The organism is Stappia sp. BW2 (assembly GCF_008107695.1).
GTDB lineage: Bacteria > Pseudomonadota > Alphaproteobacteria > Rhizobiales > Stappiaceae > Roseibium.
The window spans coordinates 394,450-410,986 of the sequence record NZ_VIRG01000070.1 but is presented as its reverse complement, the minus strand read 5'-3'; the positions used below and the strand labels follow the sequence as shown (position 1 = coordinate 410,986).

18 protein-coding genes are annotated in these 16,537 nt (G+C 59.2%); 7 read left to right on the top strand and 11 right to left on the bottom strand.

Features of this window, described 5'->3' with window-relative positions:
• The first annotated feature begins 12 nt into the window (after positions 1-12).
• Positions 13-570 carry a P-loop NTPase family protein gene (locus tag FMN63_RS20815; RefSeq protein ID WP_286192718.1) on the top strand — a complete coding sequence of 186 codons (558 nt, stop codon included), beginning with the start codon at positions 13-15 and terminating at the stop codon, positions 568-570.
• Between the two features lie 86 nt (positions 571-656).
• Here FMN63_RS20815 and FMN63_RS20810 read toward each other — a convergent pair whose 3' ends face one another.
• A complete protein-coding gene (locus tag FMN63_RS20810) occupies positions 657-1,073 on the bottom strand; it encodes a 4-oxalocrotonate tautomerase (protein ID WP_162855076.1) in 417 nt (138 codons plus the stop codon).
• Positions 1,074-1,191: 118 nt separating this feature from the next.
• Here FMN63_RS20810 and FMN63_RS20805 point away from each other — a divergent pair, with 118 nt between their 5' ends.
• Positions 1,192-1,773 carry a TetR/AcrR family transcriptional regulator gene (locus FMN63_RS20805; RefSeq protein WP_148586074.1) on the top strand — a complete coding sequence of 194 codons (582 nt, stop codon included), beginning with the start codon at positions 1,192-1,194 and terminating at the stop codon, positions 1,771-1,773.
• A 22-nt stretch (positions 1,774-1,795) separates the two neighbouring features.
• Here the strand turns inward: FMN63_RS20805 and FMN63_RS20800 are convergent, their stop codons facing one another.
• The 3 genes from FMN63_RS20800 to miaA all read right to left on the bottom strand — a co-directional run bounded on the left by FMN63_RS20800 (position 1,796) and on the right by miaA (position 4,127).
• On the bottom strand, positions 1,796-2,341 hold the full coding sequence (locus FMN63_RS20800; RefSeq protein WP_148586073.1) for a GNAT family N-acetyltransferase: 546 nt from the start codon (positions 2,339-2,341) through the stop codon (positions 1,796-1,798).
• Between the two features lie 82 nt (positions 2,342-2,423).
• Positions 2,424-2,963 (bottom strand): GNAT family N-acetyltransferase, encoded by a 540-nt coding sequence (locus FMN63_RS20795; protein WP_148586072.1) that lies wholly within the window; start codon positions 2,961-2,963, stop codon positions 2,424-2,426.
• A 210-nt stretch (positions 2,964-3,173) separates the two neighbouring features.
• Positions 3,174-4,127: a tRNA (adenosine(37)-N6)-dimethylallyltransferase MiaA gene (gene miaA, locus FMN63_RS20790; protein ID WP_148587278.1), complete on the bottom strand. Its 954-nt coding sequence runs from the start codon at positions 4,125-4,127 to the stop codon at positions 3,174-3,176.
• Here miaA and serB point away from each other — a divergent pair.
• Entirely contained in the window at positions 4,126-5,016 is an 891-nt protein-coding gene (gene serB / locus FMN63_RS20785; RefSeq protein ID WP_148586071.1) for a phosphoserine phosphatase SerB, read from the top strand. The two genes, miaA and serB, sit on opposite strands and share 2 nt — an antisense overlap.
• An 840-nt stretch (positions 5,017-5,856) precedes the next feature.
• Here the strand turns inward: serB and FMN63_RS20780 are convergent.
• From FMN63_RS20780 to FMN63_RS20755, 6 genes are all read right to left on the bottom strand, one after another.
• The gene (locus tag FMN63_RS20780; protein ID WP_209001256.1) at positions 5,857-7,344 is read right to left on the bottom strand and encodes a DegQ family serine endoprotease; all 1,488 of its coding nucleotides are present in this window, start codon (positions 7,342-7,344) and stop codon (positions 5,857-5,859) included.
• 131 nt (positions 7,345-7,475) lie between these two features.
• Complete coding sequence (locus tag FMN63_RS20775) at positions 7,476-7,661, bottom strand: DUF2065 domain-containing protein (protein ID WP_148586070.1); 186 nt, start codon at positions 7,659-7,661, stop codon at positions 7,476-7,478.
• The gene (gene hflC, locus FMN63_RS20770; RefSeq protein ID WP_148586069.1) at positions 7,658-8,593 is read right to left on the bottom strand and encodes a protease modulator HflC; all 936 of its coding nucleotides are present in this window, start codon (positions 8,591-8,593) and stop codon (positions 7,658-7,660) included. Before hflC ends, FMN63_RS20775 begins: the two co-directional genes overlap by 4 nt.
• Positions 8,594-8,595: 2 nt before the next feature.
• Positions 8,596-9,783 carry an FtsH protease activity modulator HflK gene (hflK, locus tag FMN63_RS20765; protein ID WP_148586068.1) on the bottom strand — a complete coding sequence of 396 codons (1,188 nt, stop codon included), beginning with the start codon at positions 9,781-9,783 and terminating at the stop codon, positions 8,596-8,598.
• Between the two features lie 231 nt (positions 9,784-10,014).
• The gene (locus FMN63_RS20760; RefSeq protein ID WP_148586067.1) at positions 10,015-10,488 is read right to left on the bottom strand and encodes a GNAT family N-acetyltransferase; all 474 of its coding nucleotides are present in this window, start codon (positions 10,486-10,488) and stop codon (positions 10,015-10,017) included.
• Between the two features lie 20 nt (positions 10,489-10,508).
• Positions 10,509-11,027: a dihydrofolate reductase gene (locus FMN63_RS20755; protein WP_148587276.1), complete on the bottom strand. Its 519-nt coding sequence runs from the start codon at positions 11,025-11,027 to the stop codon at positions 10,509-10,511.
• A 151-nt stretch (positions 11,028-11,178) separates the two neighbouring features.
• On the opposite strand from FMN63_RS20755, the gene FMN63_RS20750 reads away from it, so the two are divergent.
• The 3 genes from FMN63_RS20750 to FMN63_RS20740 all read left to right on the top strand — a co-directional run bounded on the left by FMN63_RS20750 (position 11,179) and on the right by FMN63_RS20740 (position 13,700).
• On the top strand, positions 11,179-11,553 hold the full coding sequence (locus FMN63_RS20750) for a TfoX/Sxy family protein (protein ID WP_148586066.1): 375 nt from the start codon (positions 11,179-11,181) through the stop codon (positions 11,551-11,553).
• Positions 11,550-12,233: a TIGR02453 family protein gene (locus tag FMN63_RS20745; RefSeq protein WP_148586065.1), complete on the top strand. Its 684-nt coding sequence runs from the start codon at positions 11,550-11,552 to the stop codon at positions 12,231-12,233. The genes FMN63_RS20750 and FMN63_RS20745 overlap by 4 nt, the downstream gene beginning before the upstream one ends.
• Before the next feature lie 108 nt (positions 12,234-12,341).
• Positions 12,342-13,700 carry a GH1 family beta-glucosidase gene (locus tag FMN63_RS20740; RefSeq protein WP_148586064.1) on the top strand — a complete coding sequence of 453 codons (1,359 nt, stop codon included), beginning with the start codon at positions 12,342-12,344 and terminating at the stop codon, positions 13,698-13,700.
• A gap of 211 nt (positions 13,701-13,911) precedes the next feature.
• On the opposite strand, the gene FMN63_RS20735 is transcribed toward FMN63_RS20740, so the two are convergent.
• Positions 13,912-14,982, bottom strand: a complete 1,071-nt coding sequence (locus FMN63_RS20735; RefSeq protein ID WP_148586063.1) for a serine hydrolase domain-containing protein — start codon at positions 14,980-14,982, stop codon at positions 13,912-13,914.
• 160 nt (positions 14,983-15,142) lie between these two features.
• Here FMN63_RS20735 and FMN63_RS20730 point away from each other — a divergent pair, with 160 nt between their 5' ends.
• Positions 15,143-16,528 (top strand): multicopper oxidase family protein, encoded by a 1,386-nt coding sequence (locus FMN63_RS20730; RefSeq protein WP_148586062.1) that lies wholly within the window; start codon positions 15,143-15,145, stop codon positions 16,526-16,528.
• Positions 16,529-16,537 lie beyond the last annotated feature (9 nt).

Genomic DNA, 16,537 nt, shown 5'->3' with positions numbered 1-16,537 from the left:
GAGGCCGACCGGATGGAACGCCTTTGCATGGCCGGAGAGATGAAGCGCGTGGTGATCGCCGGGTGCCCGGGGGCGGGCAAATCCCGTGCCGCCAGAACCTTGAGCGCCTTGACCGGTTTGCCGGTCATTCATCTGGACTCTCACTACTGGCAGCCAGGCTGGCAGCGCCCGTCCCCTGAAACCTGGCACGCCACCATGGAAGAGCTCATCGCCCACCCGCGCTGGATCATGGATGGCAACTACGGCAGCACCCTGGATCTGCGTCTCGAGGCAGCCGATACACTGATCTATCTGGATTTTTCAACGTCTGTCTGCGCGACAAGAGTACTGAAACGCTCCCTTCTTGGCCGCGGCGGCACGCGCGGAGGCGAATTGCCGGACGGCTGCCTGGAGCGGTTCGACTGGCCGTTTTTCAAGTTCGTTCTCAATTACAGGCAGTCGCGGCGGGATCGGGATCTGGAAAGCATGGAGGTGTTCGCAGGCAAGCGCCATGTCTTCACCCACCCCCGACAGCTGAAACGGTTTCTGCGCACACATTGCACCGGTGCCAGCACAGGACCAAGCTCCTGAAATCCTGACCCGGGGTTTGCAGGAAAGAGGACCCCAACCCATCAAAGGGCCGCAGAGGCGGCCCTTTTTCAGTCGGGATTGCAACGTCAGCCCTGTGAGATCCGTTCGGAAAGCTGGCTGTTGGTCATGGCTTCCCCGTCCATGTTCCAGGTTCCGTCCACCGTATGCACCACATTTGAATAAATGCGATCCACCGGCAAACGGCCTTCAGCAGCTGCGGCAATGATGTCGGTCGCTTCCTTGAAGAAACCGACCTGAATGTCGCGCGCGGCCAGCGCAAAGCTGGGTGTCTTGCACTCCAGCCAGGCCCCCTCCACCGGTTCACCGCCGGACAGGGCACCGTTTTTCGGCAAAGCCTGGATCTGCATGGTGACATTGGGTGTCATGACCTTGTTGCCGCCCAACCCGTGCCATTTCAGAAAAGCTTCGGTGATCTTCTTGCCGGCCTTCAGGCCGGCTTCTTCCGTCATCACGCCTTGGGTGTAATTTAGTGCGAGTGGCATTTCCGTTCCTCTCAATTAAATATAACGTTCGTTATATTTTTTAACAGACCCTATTTATGTAACGATCGTTATGATGTCAATATTTATATAACGACCGTTCTTTATTTGAGAGTACCTCATGGCAAAACAACAGCTTCGCAAGGCCGAAACCCAGAAGGCTCTGCTTTCCGCTTCCAGTCAGGCTTTCCGAAGCGAAGGTTTTTCGGGGGTTGGTGTCGACGCGATAGCCAAGGCGGCCGGTGCCACCTCTGGCGCATTTTACGCCCACCTCGGCTCCAAGGACGGCGCCTTTCACGCAGCGCTGGAACTGGGCCTGGATGAGGTGATCACCACCATTCCGGACTACAGAGACCGCTATGGCGACAAATGGATCGAGGCCTTTGCGGGATACTATCTTGGCAGCCCGCACCGAAAGGACCGCGCCTGCGGTTGCGCCATGACCGCGCTGTCGCCCGACGTCGCGCGCGCCAAACCCGAAACACGACACCTCTACGACAGCAAGATGAGGACCATCGCCGCCCTGATCGCCGACGGTCTGAAGGGGGGGAGTCCGTCAGATAGGCAGGACCGAGCCTGGGCCTTTCTCATCATCCTGATCGGAGGACTGACCACCGCACGGGCCATGTCGAATGAGGCGCTTGCCGAAACGGTGACGGCTGCCGCCCTGCCTGCGGCGTTGCACGTTGCTGCGGGTGCCTGAAAACTGGCCGAAGCCCTGGCTATCAGCCCGCTGCCAACTGATCCAATGACTGTAGATATTGCTGGCGCGTAATCCGGTAGAACCGGCAGGTCAGCCCATGCTGTTCAAGGTCCTGCCAGAAATGCAGTCCTGCCTTGCGCATCACCTTCTGCGATGCCTCATGGTCTGCAACCGAATAGGCAAGCAGATGATCGTAGGGCAGCGTGTCGAAGAACCAACCGACAAGGGCCTGCGCGATTTCACTCGCATACCCCTGCCCCCAGGCGGACCGCTTCAGGCTGTAGCCGAGTTCGTACCCACCCGGATCGCGTTTGAAAGAAAACCCTGCCCGGCCGATGAAAGTCCCGTCAAGCGTCTCCAGCTTCCATTTGGATATCCCGGTCAGGCGGTGGTCGCCGATATAATTGGCAAGCCGACGCCGTACTTCTTCCGGGTCCATGATGGCGGGTCCCGGCGACAGGTACCGGTTCACCTCCGGATCTGAATGCAGATCCTGCAGCAGAGCAAAATCATCTTCAGTAAAGGGCAGCAAGCGCAGCCGGCCGGTTGTCAGAATGGGTGTTTCCAAAACGGAATTCTTTCAACAAAAAGGACCGTGAAATACACGGTCCACCCAAATTTTCCGATGTCGGTCAAACCCTGGAAAAGCCCTAAGCGCTCATCAGATAGGACTGCATGGACGGGCTCAGCAGTTGAAACACATCCGCCTGCATGCCTTCGATCACTTTGCTTTCGCGGTGATTGAACCCATTGCTCTTGACCACTTCGCGCATTTTCCGGTTATCAGTGCGCACCACCGCGACCAGATGGGAAAAATAGGTGTTTTCGAAGAACCAGTCCGTCAGCGCGGCGCAAAGACGCTTGGGAAGATCCGGATCCTCGTCCAGCAAATCGAGACGCAGGCAATAGTTCAGACTGATCTCGGAAGTTTCGCTGACCGGCGTAAACCCGGCCCAGCCGAGAAACGCACCATCTGAAGCGACCGCCTTCCATTTGGCAAACCCAAGATCATCCTGAGTCTGCTGGGCAGACCTCACCAGTTCTGCTGCATCAACAACGGTGCAGTTGGTGGAATATTCCGTGCACCGGTTACCATAAAGGTCAGAGTGGAGATCCTTGACGAGATCAATATCGGTTGGCGTGAAGGGAACGAGCCTTACTAAACCGCATTCGAGTATGATCGTCTGCACCGTGTCCTCCCGGTCTAGGATTTTGTCAGGCTGTGCGCGTAGCAGTAAATCCCGCTACTGAAAGCATGAGCGCCTTGTAACCCTGAATTGTGCCAATGCCATGGCAGACCAAAGTATAAGGTGGATTTTGGAAAAAATACATTCGCAATACCAACAAGTTACGCTCAACCCACTGCTGCACCGCACACATCAGAAGTTGACTATGAACCGTCAATTCGTTCGCAGAAGGGCTTCCATCTCGATTCGGTTTGAAGGATCAACCCGTTGCCAATCGGTCATCTGGTTGCGAAACCAGGTTTCCTGACGCTTGGCGTATTGACGCGTTGCAACAGTCAGCCTGTGGATCGTTTCGGCACAATCGCTCTCACCGGCAAGATAGCCACCGAGTTCCGGCACGCCGATTGCCCGCATGGCCGGCAACTTTTCCGATAGGTCCTTCGCAAGCAGTTCCCGGACTTCCCGCAACCCTTCCTCGCTGACCATCAACCTTGCCCGTTGCTCGATACGTTCGTGCAGCCAGGGCCGCGGTGGCGCCAGAACGATCCTGTGGCACGCCTGCGGTGCAAGAAGCGGTGACGACTGAGCCTCCTGTTGCCAGGCCTTCAGAGAGCGTCCCGTCGCCAGCAGCACTTCCAGGGAACGGGCAAGGCGTTGCGGATCGGCCAGTGTCTCCGCGGATGCCGGATCGCCTTCGGAAATCAGCCGCTGCTTCAGCCCTTCCACGCCCTCGTCGTCGGCAATGGCTCGCGCCCGGTTGCGGATCTCCTGTGGTATATCCGGCATCTCCGCGAAGCCTTCTGTCAGGCCCTTGAAATAGAGCCCCGTACCACCGACGAGAATTGGCATCTGGCCACTTGCCCAGGCAGCCCCCAGTTCCTGCTCTGCCAGGCGCAGCCAGGCGCCCGTCGAAAAGGCGGTCGAAGCAGGCAGCACCCCGTAGAGCCGGTGGGGCACTTCAGCCTCTTCGGCAGCGCTCGGGCGTGCGCTTACCAGCCGCAAGTCTTCGTAGAGCTGCATGGAATCTGCGTTGATGATGACACCATTCAGCCTTTTGGCCAGCGACAACGCCAAAGCGGACTTGCCGCTGGCTGTCGGCCCGGCTATCAGAATGGCGCGCCTGGCAGTCGCGGGCGTATCGTCTTCGTCGTTCAGGGAACCGTCCATGTCTTTTGTTGCCACTTTGGTGTCCACTCCTACTGCACCGGCAGTCGACGAGGATCTGGTCTTGCAGGCATCCGACGCACTCGGCGTTACCGGAACCGCGACACGTCTTTCTGCGGGTGTCGCAGCGGATATCCGCTTTGAGGGCCTCGATGCAAGTGCCGCGGACGCAATCTTGCGCGAAGTCATCGGCCGAGCTCCTGTCGACGTCTTTGTGCAGAAGGAAACCGGCCGCCGCAAGCACCTGCTGATCGCGGATATGGATTCCACCATGATCCGCCAGGAATGCATCGATGAACTGGCGGCCGAACTCGGCCTCAAGGACCGCATTTCGGAGATTACCGAACGGGCGATGCGCGGCGAGATCGATTTTGAACCCGCCCTGCGTGAACGTGTCGGCCTTCTGGCCGGACTGCCTGTCTCGGCCATCGAGACCGTGCTCAGCAAACGCATCCAGCTGATGCCCGGCGGCCGCACGCTGGTCCAGACCATGAAGGCAAATGGCGCTTACTGCGCCCTTGTTTCTGGCGGCTTCACCCATTTCACCTCCGCAGTTGCCACATTGATCGGCTTTGACGAAAACCAGGCCAACACGCTGCTGGAAGAAGACGGCAAACTGTCGGGCAAGGTCGGTGAACCGATTCTCGGCCGCGAAGCCAAGCGCACACGCCTGGAATATCTGGTCGCAGAACGCGGTCTTGATTTCACCGACACGCTTGCCGTTGGCGATGGCGCCAACGACCTTGCCATGATCGAACGCTCCGGAGCCGGCGTTGCCTACCGCGCCAAACCGGCTGTCGCCGCCGCCGCCGACTTCCGCATCGACCACGGCGACCTCACAGCCCTGCTCTACCTGCAAGGCTACGCGGAGAGCGATTTCGTTCTGAGCTGACGGTTAAGGGCACTGCAATCCTGATCTGATCGGTTGCAGTCCCCTCTTACGACGGGCGGGCTCCCCTGGCTCCTCTGGAGCTTCCTCTCCTCGTCCGGCGTTTGCAGCCCATCCTTCGAGACAGGCCTGCGGCCTTCCTCAGGATGAGGGAGAGTATGTTGAGGGGCCCGAATTGAGCTTCAGAGAGGTTTTGCCTGCTGTCCAGTCTGGCTGCTTCTCACGGCATTTCCGGCCGCCACATCTACGCTAAAAACCCACGCCCCACGCTCTTTCCCCCAACGATCTTCCCCTCAACCTCTTCCTGAGGAAGCGCGAAGCGCTGTCTCGAAGGATAGGCCCCTTGCTCCAATGCACCCTTCTCGCCCGCTCGAAACAGTCCACCGTCCGTCATGAGGATGCGGAAGAGCATGTTGGGAGCGGGTAAAATGCGCTTCGGAGTGACTTGCTTCCTCTCCGGGAACAACCCAAGTCCACAAACCTCATCCTGAGGAAGCGCGAAGCGCTGTCTCGAAGGATGGGCACCTTGCTCCAATACCCCCTTCTCGCCAGTTCGCTACAGTCCACCGTCCGTCATGAGGATACGGAAGAGCATGTTGGGAGCGGGTAAAATGCGCTTCGGAGTGACTTGTTTCCTCTCCGGGAACAACCCAAGTCCACAAACCTCATCCTGAGGAAGCGCGGAGCGCTGTCTCGAAGGATGGGCCCCTTGCTCCGCCCCCCCTTCTCGCCCGTTCGATACAGTCCTCCGTCCGTCATAAGGAAGAGCGTGCAAGTCCGCACACGGACAAAAAAGGGCGCCACGCGGCGCCCTTTTTATTCACGTTCCAGCGTTCGGCAGGATCAGTTATCCTCGATCCGCACCGGAACGAAGCGGACATCGCCTGTCGGATTGGCCAGCAGAAGCAGGGCCGAGCGGCGGCTGTCCTTTTTCAGTTTGTCGACCTCGGCCATGACGTCTTCCGGCGTCTCAACCGTTTCCTGAGCGACTTCCTTGATAACGTCGCCGGCCATCACCCGCTTTTCTTCGGCAGACGAGCCCGGCTTGACTTCCGTGACCACAACACCGCTGACGTCTCCGTCGATGGAGAACTGCTTGCGCAGCGCGTCGTCCAGAACAGCCAGCGACATGCCGAGCACTTCGCTCTTTTCGACCGGCTCTTCGGCAGGCTGTTCTTCCTCGGTTGCGCTGGCTTCGGCGACCTCGGTCTCGACAAGCTGCTCGAGGATCACGCTGATGGTGACTTCCTCACCCTTGCGCAGCACGGTAACGTCAACTTCCTTGCCGATTTCGGTCTCTGCCACCATGCGTGGCAGTTCGCGCATTGTGTCGACTTCCTCGCCGTCGAACTTGATGATCACGTCACCCGGCTCGATCTTCGCCTTGGCGGCCGGACCGTCATCGGTCACACCGGCAACCAGCGCGCCCATGGCCTTGTCCATTGCCAGGCTGTCCGCAATCTCGTCCGTGACTTCCTGAATGCGCACGCCCAGCCAGCCGCGGCGGGTTTCGCCGAACTTGCGCAGCTGATCGATCACGTTCATGGCAGTGTTGGCCGGGATCGCAAAGCCGATGCCGATGGAACCGCCGGAGGGCGAGATGATGGCAGTGTTGATGCCAATCACGTTGCCTTCCATATCGAACAGCGGTCCGCCCGAGTTCCCGCGGTTGATCGATGCATCGGTCTGAATGAAGTTGTCATAGGGACCGGAGTTGATGTCGCGATTTCGCGCCGAGACGATGCCGACGGTCACTGTGCCGCCAAGCCCGAACGGGTTGCCGATTGCCATCACCCAGTCGCCCACGCGAATGGCTTCACTATCGCCGAATTTGACATCCTTGAGCGGTTTGGTCGGCTCCACCTTCAGCACTGCGAGGTCGGTTTTCTCGTCGGTGCCAAGCAGCGTCGCCTTCAGCTTGGTGCCATCATTGAAGTTGGCGGTGATTTCGTCCGCACCCTCGATCACGTGATTGTTGGTGATGATGATGCCGTCTTTACCGTCGATAACAAAACCCGAGCCGAGCGACTGAACACGTCGTGGCTGGTCGTCGTCCCGGTTCTGACGGTTGAAGAATTCTTCAAAAAACTCCTGGAAGGGCGAACCTTCCGGAACCTGCGGCATCGGTACGGAGCGGTGACCCTGAACGGTTTGAGCGGTGGAAATATTCACCACTGCATCCCCAAGGCCTTCCGCCAGATCCGCAACGGACACAGGTCCTTGCGCGTATGCTGCCTCGATAGGCTGAAAAGCTGCCATTCCGCCGATAAAGATACCAGCCGCAGCAGCGGCAATCCTGGTCATCCGACGGCGAATACTTTGTGGAGCCATAGGGCTTTCTCCTCATCCCGGACGTTTGGACTGCAGTCAGAGCGCTGACAGTCGACGGGTTTATTCAAGTCCATGGTTCAGAATATAGAACGGGCGGGAAGATTTTGCGCCTCCCGCCCGAAAACTTTTCGTTATCCGCGAATGATCCACACAAGAAATACGCCGATAATCGCCACGATAAGGCCCGTGACCCGCAAGGTCTGGTCCGGTGTCTCCAGCGCGCTGCGCATCATGGACTTCATGCCACCGGGCACAAGCGCGTAGAGAATACCTTCAAGCACCAGCACCAGGGCAAGCGCCGTTCCCAGATCGCTCATTGTGCGGCGAGCGACGGGTTCCGGTCGGATACGCCCTGGCTACCGTTCCCGTTGGAGCCCGGAGCCGGCAAGATACCGGACGGGTCCTTGAAGAAGCGGAAGAAGCTTGAATCAGGCGACAGGACCAGGCTGGTGTCACCGGAGCGCAATCCGGCTTCGTACGCCTGCATGGACCGGTAGAAGGCGAAGAACTCCGGATCCGCACCGAATGCTTCGGCAAAAATCCTGTTTCGTTCAGCATCGCCCGTACCACGTTCGATTTCCGCATCCCGTCGCGCTTCAGCAACCAGAACGGTTGCGTCACGATCGGCACGGGACCGAATCCTGCGGGCAGCTTCTTCACCCTGTGCGCGGATTTCCGTTGCTTCCTGCTGACGTTCCGTCTGCATGCGGGCGTAAATCGCTTGCGAGTTGGCATCCGGCAGATCCGCACGGCGGATCTTGACGTCGATCACCTTGATGCCGAGCTGTTCGGCATTGGCATCGATATCGCGGCGGATGTTTTCCATGACACCGGTACGGTCGTCGCGCACAAGCGCAACGAAGCTGGTGCGGCCAACTTCGGACCTCAGCGAGGATTGCAGGAACGTCGACAGGCGCCGGTTGGCGGTCTGGATGTTCTGCACACGCTGATAGAAGAGCACCGGATTGGAAATCTCGTAACGCGCGAACGCATCCACGATCAGACGCTTCTTGTCCGAAGTGATCGGCTCAAGCGGCGGCATGTTCAGGTTCAGGATACGCTTGTCGAAATAGACGACGTTCTCCAGGAACGGGACCTTGAAGTAAATGCCCGGGTCCTTCTTCGGCTCTTCGACGATCTTGCCGAACCGCAGGACAAGCGCCTGCTGGGTCGGATTGACGATGAAGACCGAGAGATACCCGACGACTGCTGCGATCAGCAGGACGATTGCAAAAATACCACTACGCATGATCAGTTGCCTCCCGCGCGCTGTGCAGGGGCGGTCTGACGCCCGTTCAGGTCATTCAGCGGCAGGTACGGCAATACGCCGGAGCCTGTCGTATCATTGTCGATGATGATCTTGTTGTTCGAGCCCAAAACTTTTTCCAGGGTTTCGAGATACAGACGCTCGCGGGTTACGCCCGGAGCCTTCTTGTACTGTTCATAGATCTTCGTGAAACGCTGGGACTGACCGGTTGCCTCGGCAATGGTCTGGTCCTTGTAGGCGTTTGCCGCTTCCTGCACACGTGCAGCTTCACCACGGGCTTCCGGCACCACGCGGTTGGCGTAGGCTTTGGCCTCGTTGCTGATGCGCTCTTCATCGGCGCGTGCAGCCTGCACATCGCGGAAGGCGTCAATGACCTGCGCAGGCGGGTCAACCCGCTGCATCTGCACTTCGCCGATCTCGATGCCCGACTGATAGCTGTCGAGCGTCTTCTGCATCAGGCTGGCAACGTCATTCTGGATGGAAACGCGATTTTCCGTCAGGATGGAATCGATCTTAGAGCCGCCGACAACCTCACGCATAGCGCTTTCGGCCACGGCCTTCACGGTTGCTTGCGGATCCTGGATATTGAACAGGTAGTCGGAAATACCTTCATTGGTGTTCCGGATACGCCACAGCACCTTGAAGCCAACGTCGACGATGTTTTCGTCACCGGTCAGCATCAGGCTTTCTTCCTGAACATCGCGTGCCCGCACGACGCCGGAGCTGCTGACGCTTTCTTCGGTACCGACTGTCGTTTCACGCTGCAGTTCGACCTTGGGCGTGTAAACCTCACCAACCGGATAGGGCCAGTTGTAGTTCAGGCCCGGAGGTGTCTGGTCCTCGACCTTGCCGAACACCAGCTCGACACCGACCTCGCCTTCGTCAACAACATAAAAGCCGAAGGCCAGCCATACGATGAGGGCCACACCGACCACGATCCCGCCGCCGATGAAACCAAGCCCACCGCCGCCACCGCCCGGAAGGACGTTGCGCATGCGGTCCTGGGTACGTTTCAGAAGCTCTTCAAGATCCGGCGGATTGCTTCCGCCGCGGTTGGGGCCTCCGCCCCATGGGCCATTGTTGTTGCCGCCACCGCCGCTACCCCAAGGGCCGCCATTGTTTCCGCCACCTTTCCAGGGGCCACCGCCACCTGACTGATTGCTCCAAGGCATCAAAACTTCCTTCTTTGTCGTCCGGCAGGTTGTACCGGACAGGGATTTTCACCCGTTCTGACTCACCGTTGGTTATAGGGAGGTTACCATGCGCTTTCAACGGAAAGACCGGCCTTAAACCTCCCGGAACCTGCGTGTTCCCGTGCCGCAGGTGGTGGCAGCAGGGTGGTCTGTCAAGATTGGCGCACCAATTGGCCGCACCTAACGTGACTTTACACCCTGACGGCACCGTCAGATCGGCTTGGCAGAACGGATCATATCGACATGAGGAATACCGTCCTCGATATATTCCTCGGACACGGACTCAAACCCCAGAGACCTGTAAAAGGCCTCCAAATAGGACTGTGCAGAGAGATGAATTGTACAGCCCGGAACCATGGCTTCGGCCTTGTCGATACCGGCCTGCATCATGAGACGGCCAAGACCGGAGCCTCTCCCCTCTTTAGCGATGACCACCCTGCCGATACGGGCGCTTAGGTTTTCCGGCTCTGCAAAAAGACGAATTGCACCCAGAAGCGGGCCGGTCTCCCCCTCGCGCATCAGATAATGCAGGGCAGCCTGGTCCTTGCCGTCGATGTCCGCATAAAAGGACGCCTGTTCCAGAATGAAGACGTTCTGGCGCAGTCTGAGCAGTTCATAAAGCTCGTCGAGGCTGAGTTCATGAAAAGTGGACCATCTGGCCGTCTGGGTGGCGGGTAAGCCCATGTCATCTCGTCCGGTGTGTCTTACGCCTTGCGGCAATAGGTAACGAAGGTGAAATCGGTGCTGTCGCGTTCGGTGCGCACGCCCGGCTCCCGCCGAACTTCCTGCCAGACGGCCGGGTCGATGTCCGGAAAACGGGTATCGCCTGCCGGATCGGCATCCACCTCTGTGATCTCCAGGCGGTCGGCGCGGCCGATTGCCTGTGCATAGAGCTGCCCCCCGCCGATGCACACCACCTGGTCGACACCAAGATCTTTTGCCAGTTCCTGCGCACGCTTCAGCGCACCTTCGAAGGACGTCACCGCCTCCGCCCCTTCCGGGGCATAATCCGGATCTCTGGAAACGACCACATTCGGACGCCCCGGCAAGGGCTTTCCGCCAAAGGACAGAAATGTCTTGCGGCCCATGAACACCGGTTTCCCGAGTGTGATGCGCTTGAAATTCTTCAGATCCGACGACAACCGCCAGGGCATGTCATTGTCGGCCCCGATGATCCCGTTTCGCGCAACGGCGGCAATCATGACAAGTTCCGGCAAGGCCATCTCCGAATCCGATTTCCAATTCAATCAAGGCCTCCTAGCATGGAAACGGGAGCCATGAAAAACCCCAGACATTTTTTCTGTCCAGGCTGTCGGATAAAGGCCCGTTGACACGTCCTGGAGACTGTACCAACGCAACCAGGAGACCCTGGCAATGTCCGACCTGATGGAAACCGTCCTGATCGAACGCACCCGAGCGTTGATTCCGGACGACAAAGTCGAACAGAAACGCATGTTCGGCTCCACCTGCTTCATGATCAACGGCAACATGACGGTATGTGTCTCCAGACGCGGGCTGATGGCACGTGTCGGCACCGGGCAGCAGGCCGACGCGCTTGCAAAGCCTTTTGCTTCCGTCTGCCAGATAGGTGACCGGCTCATGCCCGGCTTCATCCGGGTGGCCGCGGAAGGGATCGAAAACGACGACGATCTGAAAAGCTGGATCGACATGGCAAGATCCTATGCCGCCAGTCTGCCACCCAAGGCCGCAAAGCCCAAAAAACCGAACCCCGGAAAGGCAGCAACATGAGCGCCTTCGGCTTCCGGCCCGAAACCTTCCGCTTTCTGGAAGAACTCGCTGCCAACAACACAAGGGACTGGTTCGAGGCTCACAAGGCCGACTATCAGCGCTTCATCAAGGAGCCCGCCGACGCGGTTCGCGGCAGGCTTGCTGAAAGCCTCTCCCGGCTCAGCAAGCATGACCTCACCTCAAAGCAGTTCCGCATGAACCGGGATCTGCGTTTTTCCAAGGACAAGACACCCTACAACACCCATATCCGCATGGCCTTCTGGCCGAAGGGAGCAGCCTTCCAGGGCAAGGACGCACAGCCGCCGAGCTTCTTTCTGTCCGTGGAAAGCGATCACGTGCGAACCGGCACAGGCTGCATGCAATTTTCAAAACCGATGCTCGGGACCTACCTCCAGAGGCTCGAGACACAGGAGGGCGAGGACATCCATCGCCTGATCGACCAGTTGACGGACAGCGGCTTTGACCTCTCCAAGCCTGATCTTGCCAAACCTGCGCGCGGTTTCCCGGCCGATCATCCGCTCAAGGATCTCGCCCGTCACAAAGGCCTCGCCGTCTGGCGCGATCTGCGGGATACCGGCTCTGTGCAGGGGCTGGACGGCCATGAGGCAATTGCGCGGGCCATCGAACCGGCCCTGCCGTTCTGGTACTGGCTGATGAGCCTTCACGGCGCGCCAAGCTGACGAACAGGACGGAAAGCAAGATCAGCAATGGATGATGAAATCACTTGATCCAAAGCGCTTTGAGACCTATGACCGTCCCAGTCGCGTTCTCACTCAAGATGAATTTCCATGGCAGCTCCCAAAGATCTCGCACTCCGCTTTCCCGGTGATTTCCTGTTCGGCGTTGCAACCGCCGCCTATCAGATCGAAGGCGCAACCCGCGAAGACGGCCGCAAGCCCTGCATCTGGGATGCCTTTTCCAAGATGCCGGGGCGCGTTTACCAGCAGCATTCGGGCGATACGGCCTGCGACCACTATCATCTTTGGGAAAGTGATCTCGATCTGATCAAGTCACTCGGTGTCGACGCCTACCGCTTTTCCATCGCCTGGCCGCGCATACTTCCGGATGGCCGTGGCCCGGTGAACGATAAGGGCCTCGACTTCTATGACCGGCTGATCGATGGCATGGTTGCACGCGGCCTGAAGGTCTATCCGACCCTTTACCACTGGGACCTGCCGCTGACCCTGGCGGGCGACGGCGGCTGGACGGCCCGCAGCACCGCGGAAGCCTTTGCGGACTATGTTGAAGTTGTCGTCAGACGGCTTGGCGACCGTATGGACGCCCTGGCAACGATCAACGAGCCCTGGTGCATCTGCCATCTCAGCCACCTTTACGGCATTCATGCCCCCGGCGAAAAAAGCGTCGAAGCCTTCGCGGCCAGCGTGCACACGCTGAACCTGGCGCATGGCCTTGGTGTGCAGGCTGCCCGCTCGGTGAAACCGGATCTGCCGATGGGCATCGTCATCAACGCGCATTCCGTTTATCCGGCCAGCGACGCCCCCCGAGACAGGGAAGCAGCAGAACGGGCCTTCCAGTTCAACAACGGCATTTTCTTTGAACCGATGTTCCAGGGAAGCTATCCGGCGGAAGTGCTCGACGCCTTCGGCCAACACATGGACATTCGCGACGGTGATCTGAAGACCATTCATCAGCCTCTCGACTGGTGGGGTCTGAACTACTACACCCCGCTGCGGGTGAAAGCAGACACCAATGCTGGCGCTGTTTATCCGATGGCCGAGACGGTGCCGCCGGTTCCCGGCCCGGAACTGACCGATATCGGCTGGGAAGTCCATGAAAAGGGCCTGTCGGATCTCCTGAAGGATGTGAACAGCCGCTATTCCCTGCCGGACTGCTACATCACCGAAAATGGCGCCTGCTACAATGACGAGCCGCAGGACGGTGTCATCAATGACCAGCGCCGGATCGACTACCTGGAAAAACACTTCGGAGCCATCGCCGATGCGCGCGAGGCCGGGGTGCCGGTGAAAGGGTATTTCCTCTGGAGCCTGATGGACAATTTCGAGTGGGCCGAAGGCTACAGAATGCGTTTCGGCGTCGTCCACGTGGATTACGACACCCAGGTTCGCACGCTCAAGAACAGCGCACTGTGGTACCGGGATTTGATCAAGGCGCATCGGCAGGGGTGAAAGCCCTTCGAGCTTCCGCCCGCATGGACGATCAGTGCAACCACGCTGAGCTGAACCCAACCTCCCCTCCTTCCCCGTCATCCTGAGGAAGCGCGCAGCGCTGTCTCGAAGGATGGGCGGCATATTCTGCGCCTGGGGCCCATCCTTCGAGACGCGAGCAGGCTCGCTCCTCAGGATGAGGTCGTCTTGGTTTCGAGATTATCAGGCGAGGCTAAGCTTCCCGCAAATTGGCCAGAATGATCTCGCTCCAGACCCGGGTCGGCGGGATCCAGGCAGTCCAGGTATTATAGTTTCCGGAGTAGATGACGGCTGCCACATCGGCCTTGGGACACAGCCATAGCCGCTGACCGCCATTGCCGAAGCCGGCGAACCAGCGCGTCGGCCCGCCAAGTGCCGGTACCGGTGCCTGACCGCAGAACCAGAAATAGCCGTATCCTGGCCCCTCGCTTGTTTCGATGAGCGGCTGCAGCGATGCCCGCAGCCAGGCCTCGGGAATGATCTGCTTGCCTTCCCAGATGCCATTGTTGAGGACCAGACGTCCGATCTTGAGCAGGTCTGGGGCGCTGAGCCTCAGCCCGGACGCCGGCGAATGGGTTCCATCCCGGCCGATAGACCAATCGAACTGCGTTATACCGAGCGGAGCGAACAAACGGTCCCTCGCATAGTCGGCAAGCTTCTGCCGCGTGCCCCGTTGCAGGATCTCGCCCACAAGGGCGGTCGCCCCGCCGCTGTAGATCCAGCGCCGGCCCGGGTCCTCCACCAACGGCCGCTCCAGAATGTAGCGATATCTGTCCGGGGCCATTTCCATGGCGACCTCGCTGTTTTCCGGATCGGTGTACGGCCGGGTCTCGTCCCACTCCATGCCGAGCGACATGGTCAAAGCGTGCTCTATGGTCCGCTCCCTGCGTTTCGGATCTCCGGCAAGATCCGCATATTCAGGAAAGAGCTCCAGGATCGGCGTATCCAGTGTCGGCACCTCCCCCCGCTCCAGCGCGATGCCATAAAGCAGGCTGACGATGGACTTGGTGACCGAGCGCAGGTCGTGAAGGGTTTCGGCACCGAACGTCACGTCCCCGATCGGGCGGCCCCAGTTTTCGTCCGGCCCCGTGCCATAGCTTTCCAGAACCGTTTCACCACCCCGCTCCGCAAGCACGGCATGAAGATGCGGCAGCAAGCCTGCCTCCACACCGGCGCAAAGCTTGCGCCCCATGGCGGTGTCGAACCCACGGCGTTCAGCTGTTACTGCGTGGGGTGAAAGCGACAGACCGGCGCTGGAATTCATGAGCGGACCTCTTTTGGCAAAACCGGGAGGAAATGTCGGTAGTTTCTTCAACAAATGCGAGCACTATTTGACGTGTTTTCTTCTTGGAACGGTGCTTGACCTTCCCCTAACTGGAACCACCATATTCCAATGAAGAAACTCAGCTTGAGGAAGGTGGCCGATGGATCGCCGTTCGTTCTTGAAAGCCTCCGCAGCCGGATGCATGGCTGCCGTGTCGCCCGTCTTCGCTCTGGCAAAAACCGAAGCGGGTCTTTTCGACCTCACCGCAGCCAAGGGACAGGCCCGTCTCTATGGCAAGGACGGCGGTCTCTCCGACCTTTGGCTCTACAATGATCGCCTGCCCGGACCGCAGATCCGGGTCAAACGCGGCGAACGTGTCAGAGTGCGCTTCACAAACAACCTGGACGAACCGACCTCGGTCCACTGGCACGGTATCCGCATTGACAATGCCATGGACGGTGTTGCCGGGCTGACCCAGCCCCCTGTCGCCCCCGGAGAAAGCTTCAACTACGACTTTGTTGTGCCGGATGCAGGCACCTTCTGGTACCACGCCCACAACATGAGCTGGAACCAGGTGCCCCGCGGCCTCTCTGGCGCCCTGATCGTCGAGGATGAAGCGCCGTCCTTTGATCCGGACTGCGACATCACGCTCATCCTCAGCGATTGGCGTCTGGACGAAAACGGCGTTCTGGATACCGCCAGCTTTGGTGCCATGCACGATTTCGCCCATGCCGGACGGCTGGGCAACTGGCTGACCATCAACGGCGTTTCGATGCCGGACATTGCGTTGAAAAAGGATCGGTGGCACCGGCTGCGGCTGATCAATGCCTCGAGCGCACGCATTCTCGATCTTGCCCCGGCACGGTTCGGCGCCAGGCTGATTGGGCTGGACGGACAAACCTTTGAGACAGTGCGGGATGTCGAGGGAACCGTGCAACTGGCCCCGGCGCAGCGCATGGATCTGGTGCTGCGTCCTCAGGAAACCGGCAAGCTGCCGTTCGAGATGATGACCGGCAAACCCTTCACCTTTGCCAATTTCGTGATTTCGGAAACCGAAAGCAAAGATCTGCCGCTGGTGCTGCCACCACCCAACCGGCTGCCGGAACCCGATCTGGGTTCCCCACGAAAACTGCCACTGGTGATGGCGGGTGGCGCCATGGGCGGCATGCAGTCAATGATGAAAAACGGCACCCAGATGGACATGCGCCAGATGATGTCCGAAGGTCTCTTCTGGGCCTTCAATGGCGTCGCGGGGATGGAAGGCGATCCGATGTTTTCCGCAAAGCGTGGCGACACGATCCTTCTGGAAAGCCGGAACGACACGGCCTTCCCCCATGCAATCCACCTGCATGGTCACCATTTCCGGGTGATTGAGCGCAATGGCACGACACTGGAACACGCTGACTGGCGTGACACCTTTACCAGCCAACCGCGCGAGACGGTCAAGATCGCCTTTGTTGCAGACAATCCGGGAAAATGGCTGATCCATTGCCACATGCTCGGACATGCGGCCTCCGGCATGATGACCTGGTTCGAGGTCGCCTGACCGGTTCTC

Bases quoted from the DNA above. Each gene is read 5' to 3' on its own strand.
- FMN63_RS20815 (WP_286192718.1), top strand. From the start codon at position 13: ATGGAACGCCTTTGCATGGCCGGAGAGATGAAGCGCGTGGTGATCGCC.
- FMN63_RS20810 (WP_162855076.1), bottom strand. From the start codon at position 1,073: ATGCCACTCGCACTAAATTACACCCAAGGCGTGATGACGGAAGAAGCC.
- FMN63_RS20805 (WP_148586074.1), top strand. From the start codon at position 1,192: ATGGCAAAACAACAGCTTCGCAAGGCCGAAACCCAGAAGGCTCTGCTT.
- serB (WP_148586071.1), top strand. From the start codon at position 4,126: ATGTCTTTTGTTGCCACTTTGGTGTCCACTCCTACTGCACCGGCAGTC.
- miaA (WP_148587278.1), bottom strand. From the start codon at position 4,127: ATGGACGGTTCCCTGAACGACGAAGACGATACGCCCGCGACTGCCAGG.
- FMN63_RS20780 (WP_209001256.1), bottom strand. From the start codon at position 7,344: ATGGCTCCACAAAGTATTCGCCGTCGGATGACCAGGATTGCCGCTGCT.
- FMN63_RS20775 (WP_148586070.1), bottom strand. From the start codon at position 7,661: ATGAGCGATCTGGGAACGGCGCTTGCCCTGGTGCTGGTGCTTGAAGGT.
- hflC (WP_148586069.1), bottom strand. From the start codon at position 8,593: ATGCGTAGTGGTATTTTTGCAATCGTCCTGCTGATCGCAGCAGTCGTC.
- hflK (WP_148586068.1), bottom strand. From the start codon at position 9,783: ATGCCTTGGAGCAATCAGTCAGGTGGCGGTGGCCCCTGGAAAGGTGGC.
- FMN63_RS20760 (WP_148586067.1), bottom strand. From the start codon at position 10,488: ATGGGCTTACCCGCCACCCAGACGGCCAGATGGTCCACTTTTCATGAA.
- FMN63_RS20755 (WP_148587276.1), bottom strand. From the start codon at position 11,027: ATGGCCTTGCCGGAACTTGTCATGATTGCCGCCGTTGCGCGAAACGGG.
- FMN63_RS20750 (WP_148586066.1), top strand. From the start codon at position 11,179: ATGTCCGACCTGATGGAAACCGTCCTGATCGAACGCACCCGAGCGTTG.
- FMN63_RS20745 (WP_148586065.1), top strand. From the start codon at position 11,550: ATGAGCGCCTTCGGCTTCCGGCCCGAAACCTTCCGCTTTCTGGAAGAA.
- FMN63_RS20740 (WP_148586064.1), top strand. From the start codon at position 12,342: ATGGCAGCTCCCAAAGATCTCGCACTCCGCTTTCCCGGTGATTTCCTG.
- FMN63_RS20735 (WP_148586063.1), bottom strand. From the start codon at position 14,982: ATGAATTCCAGCGCCGGTCTGTCGCTTTCACCCCACGCAGTAACAGCT.
- FMN63_RS20730 (WP_148586062.1), top strand. From the start codon at position 15,143: ATGGATCGCCGTTCGTTCTTGAAAGCCTCCGCAGCCGGATGCATGGCT.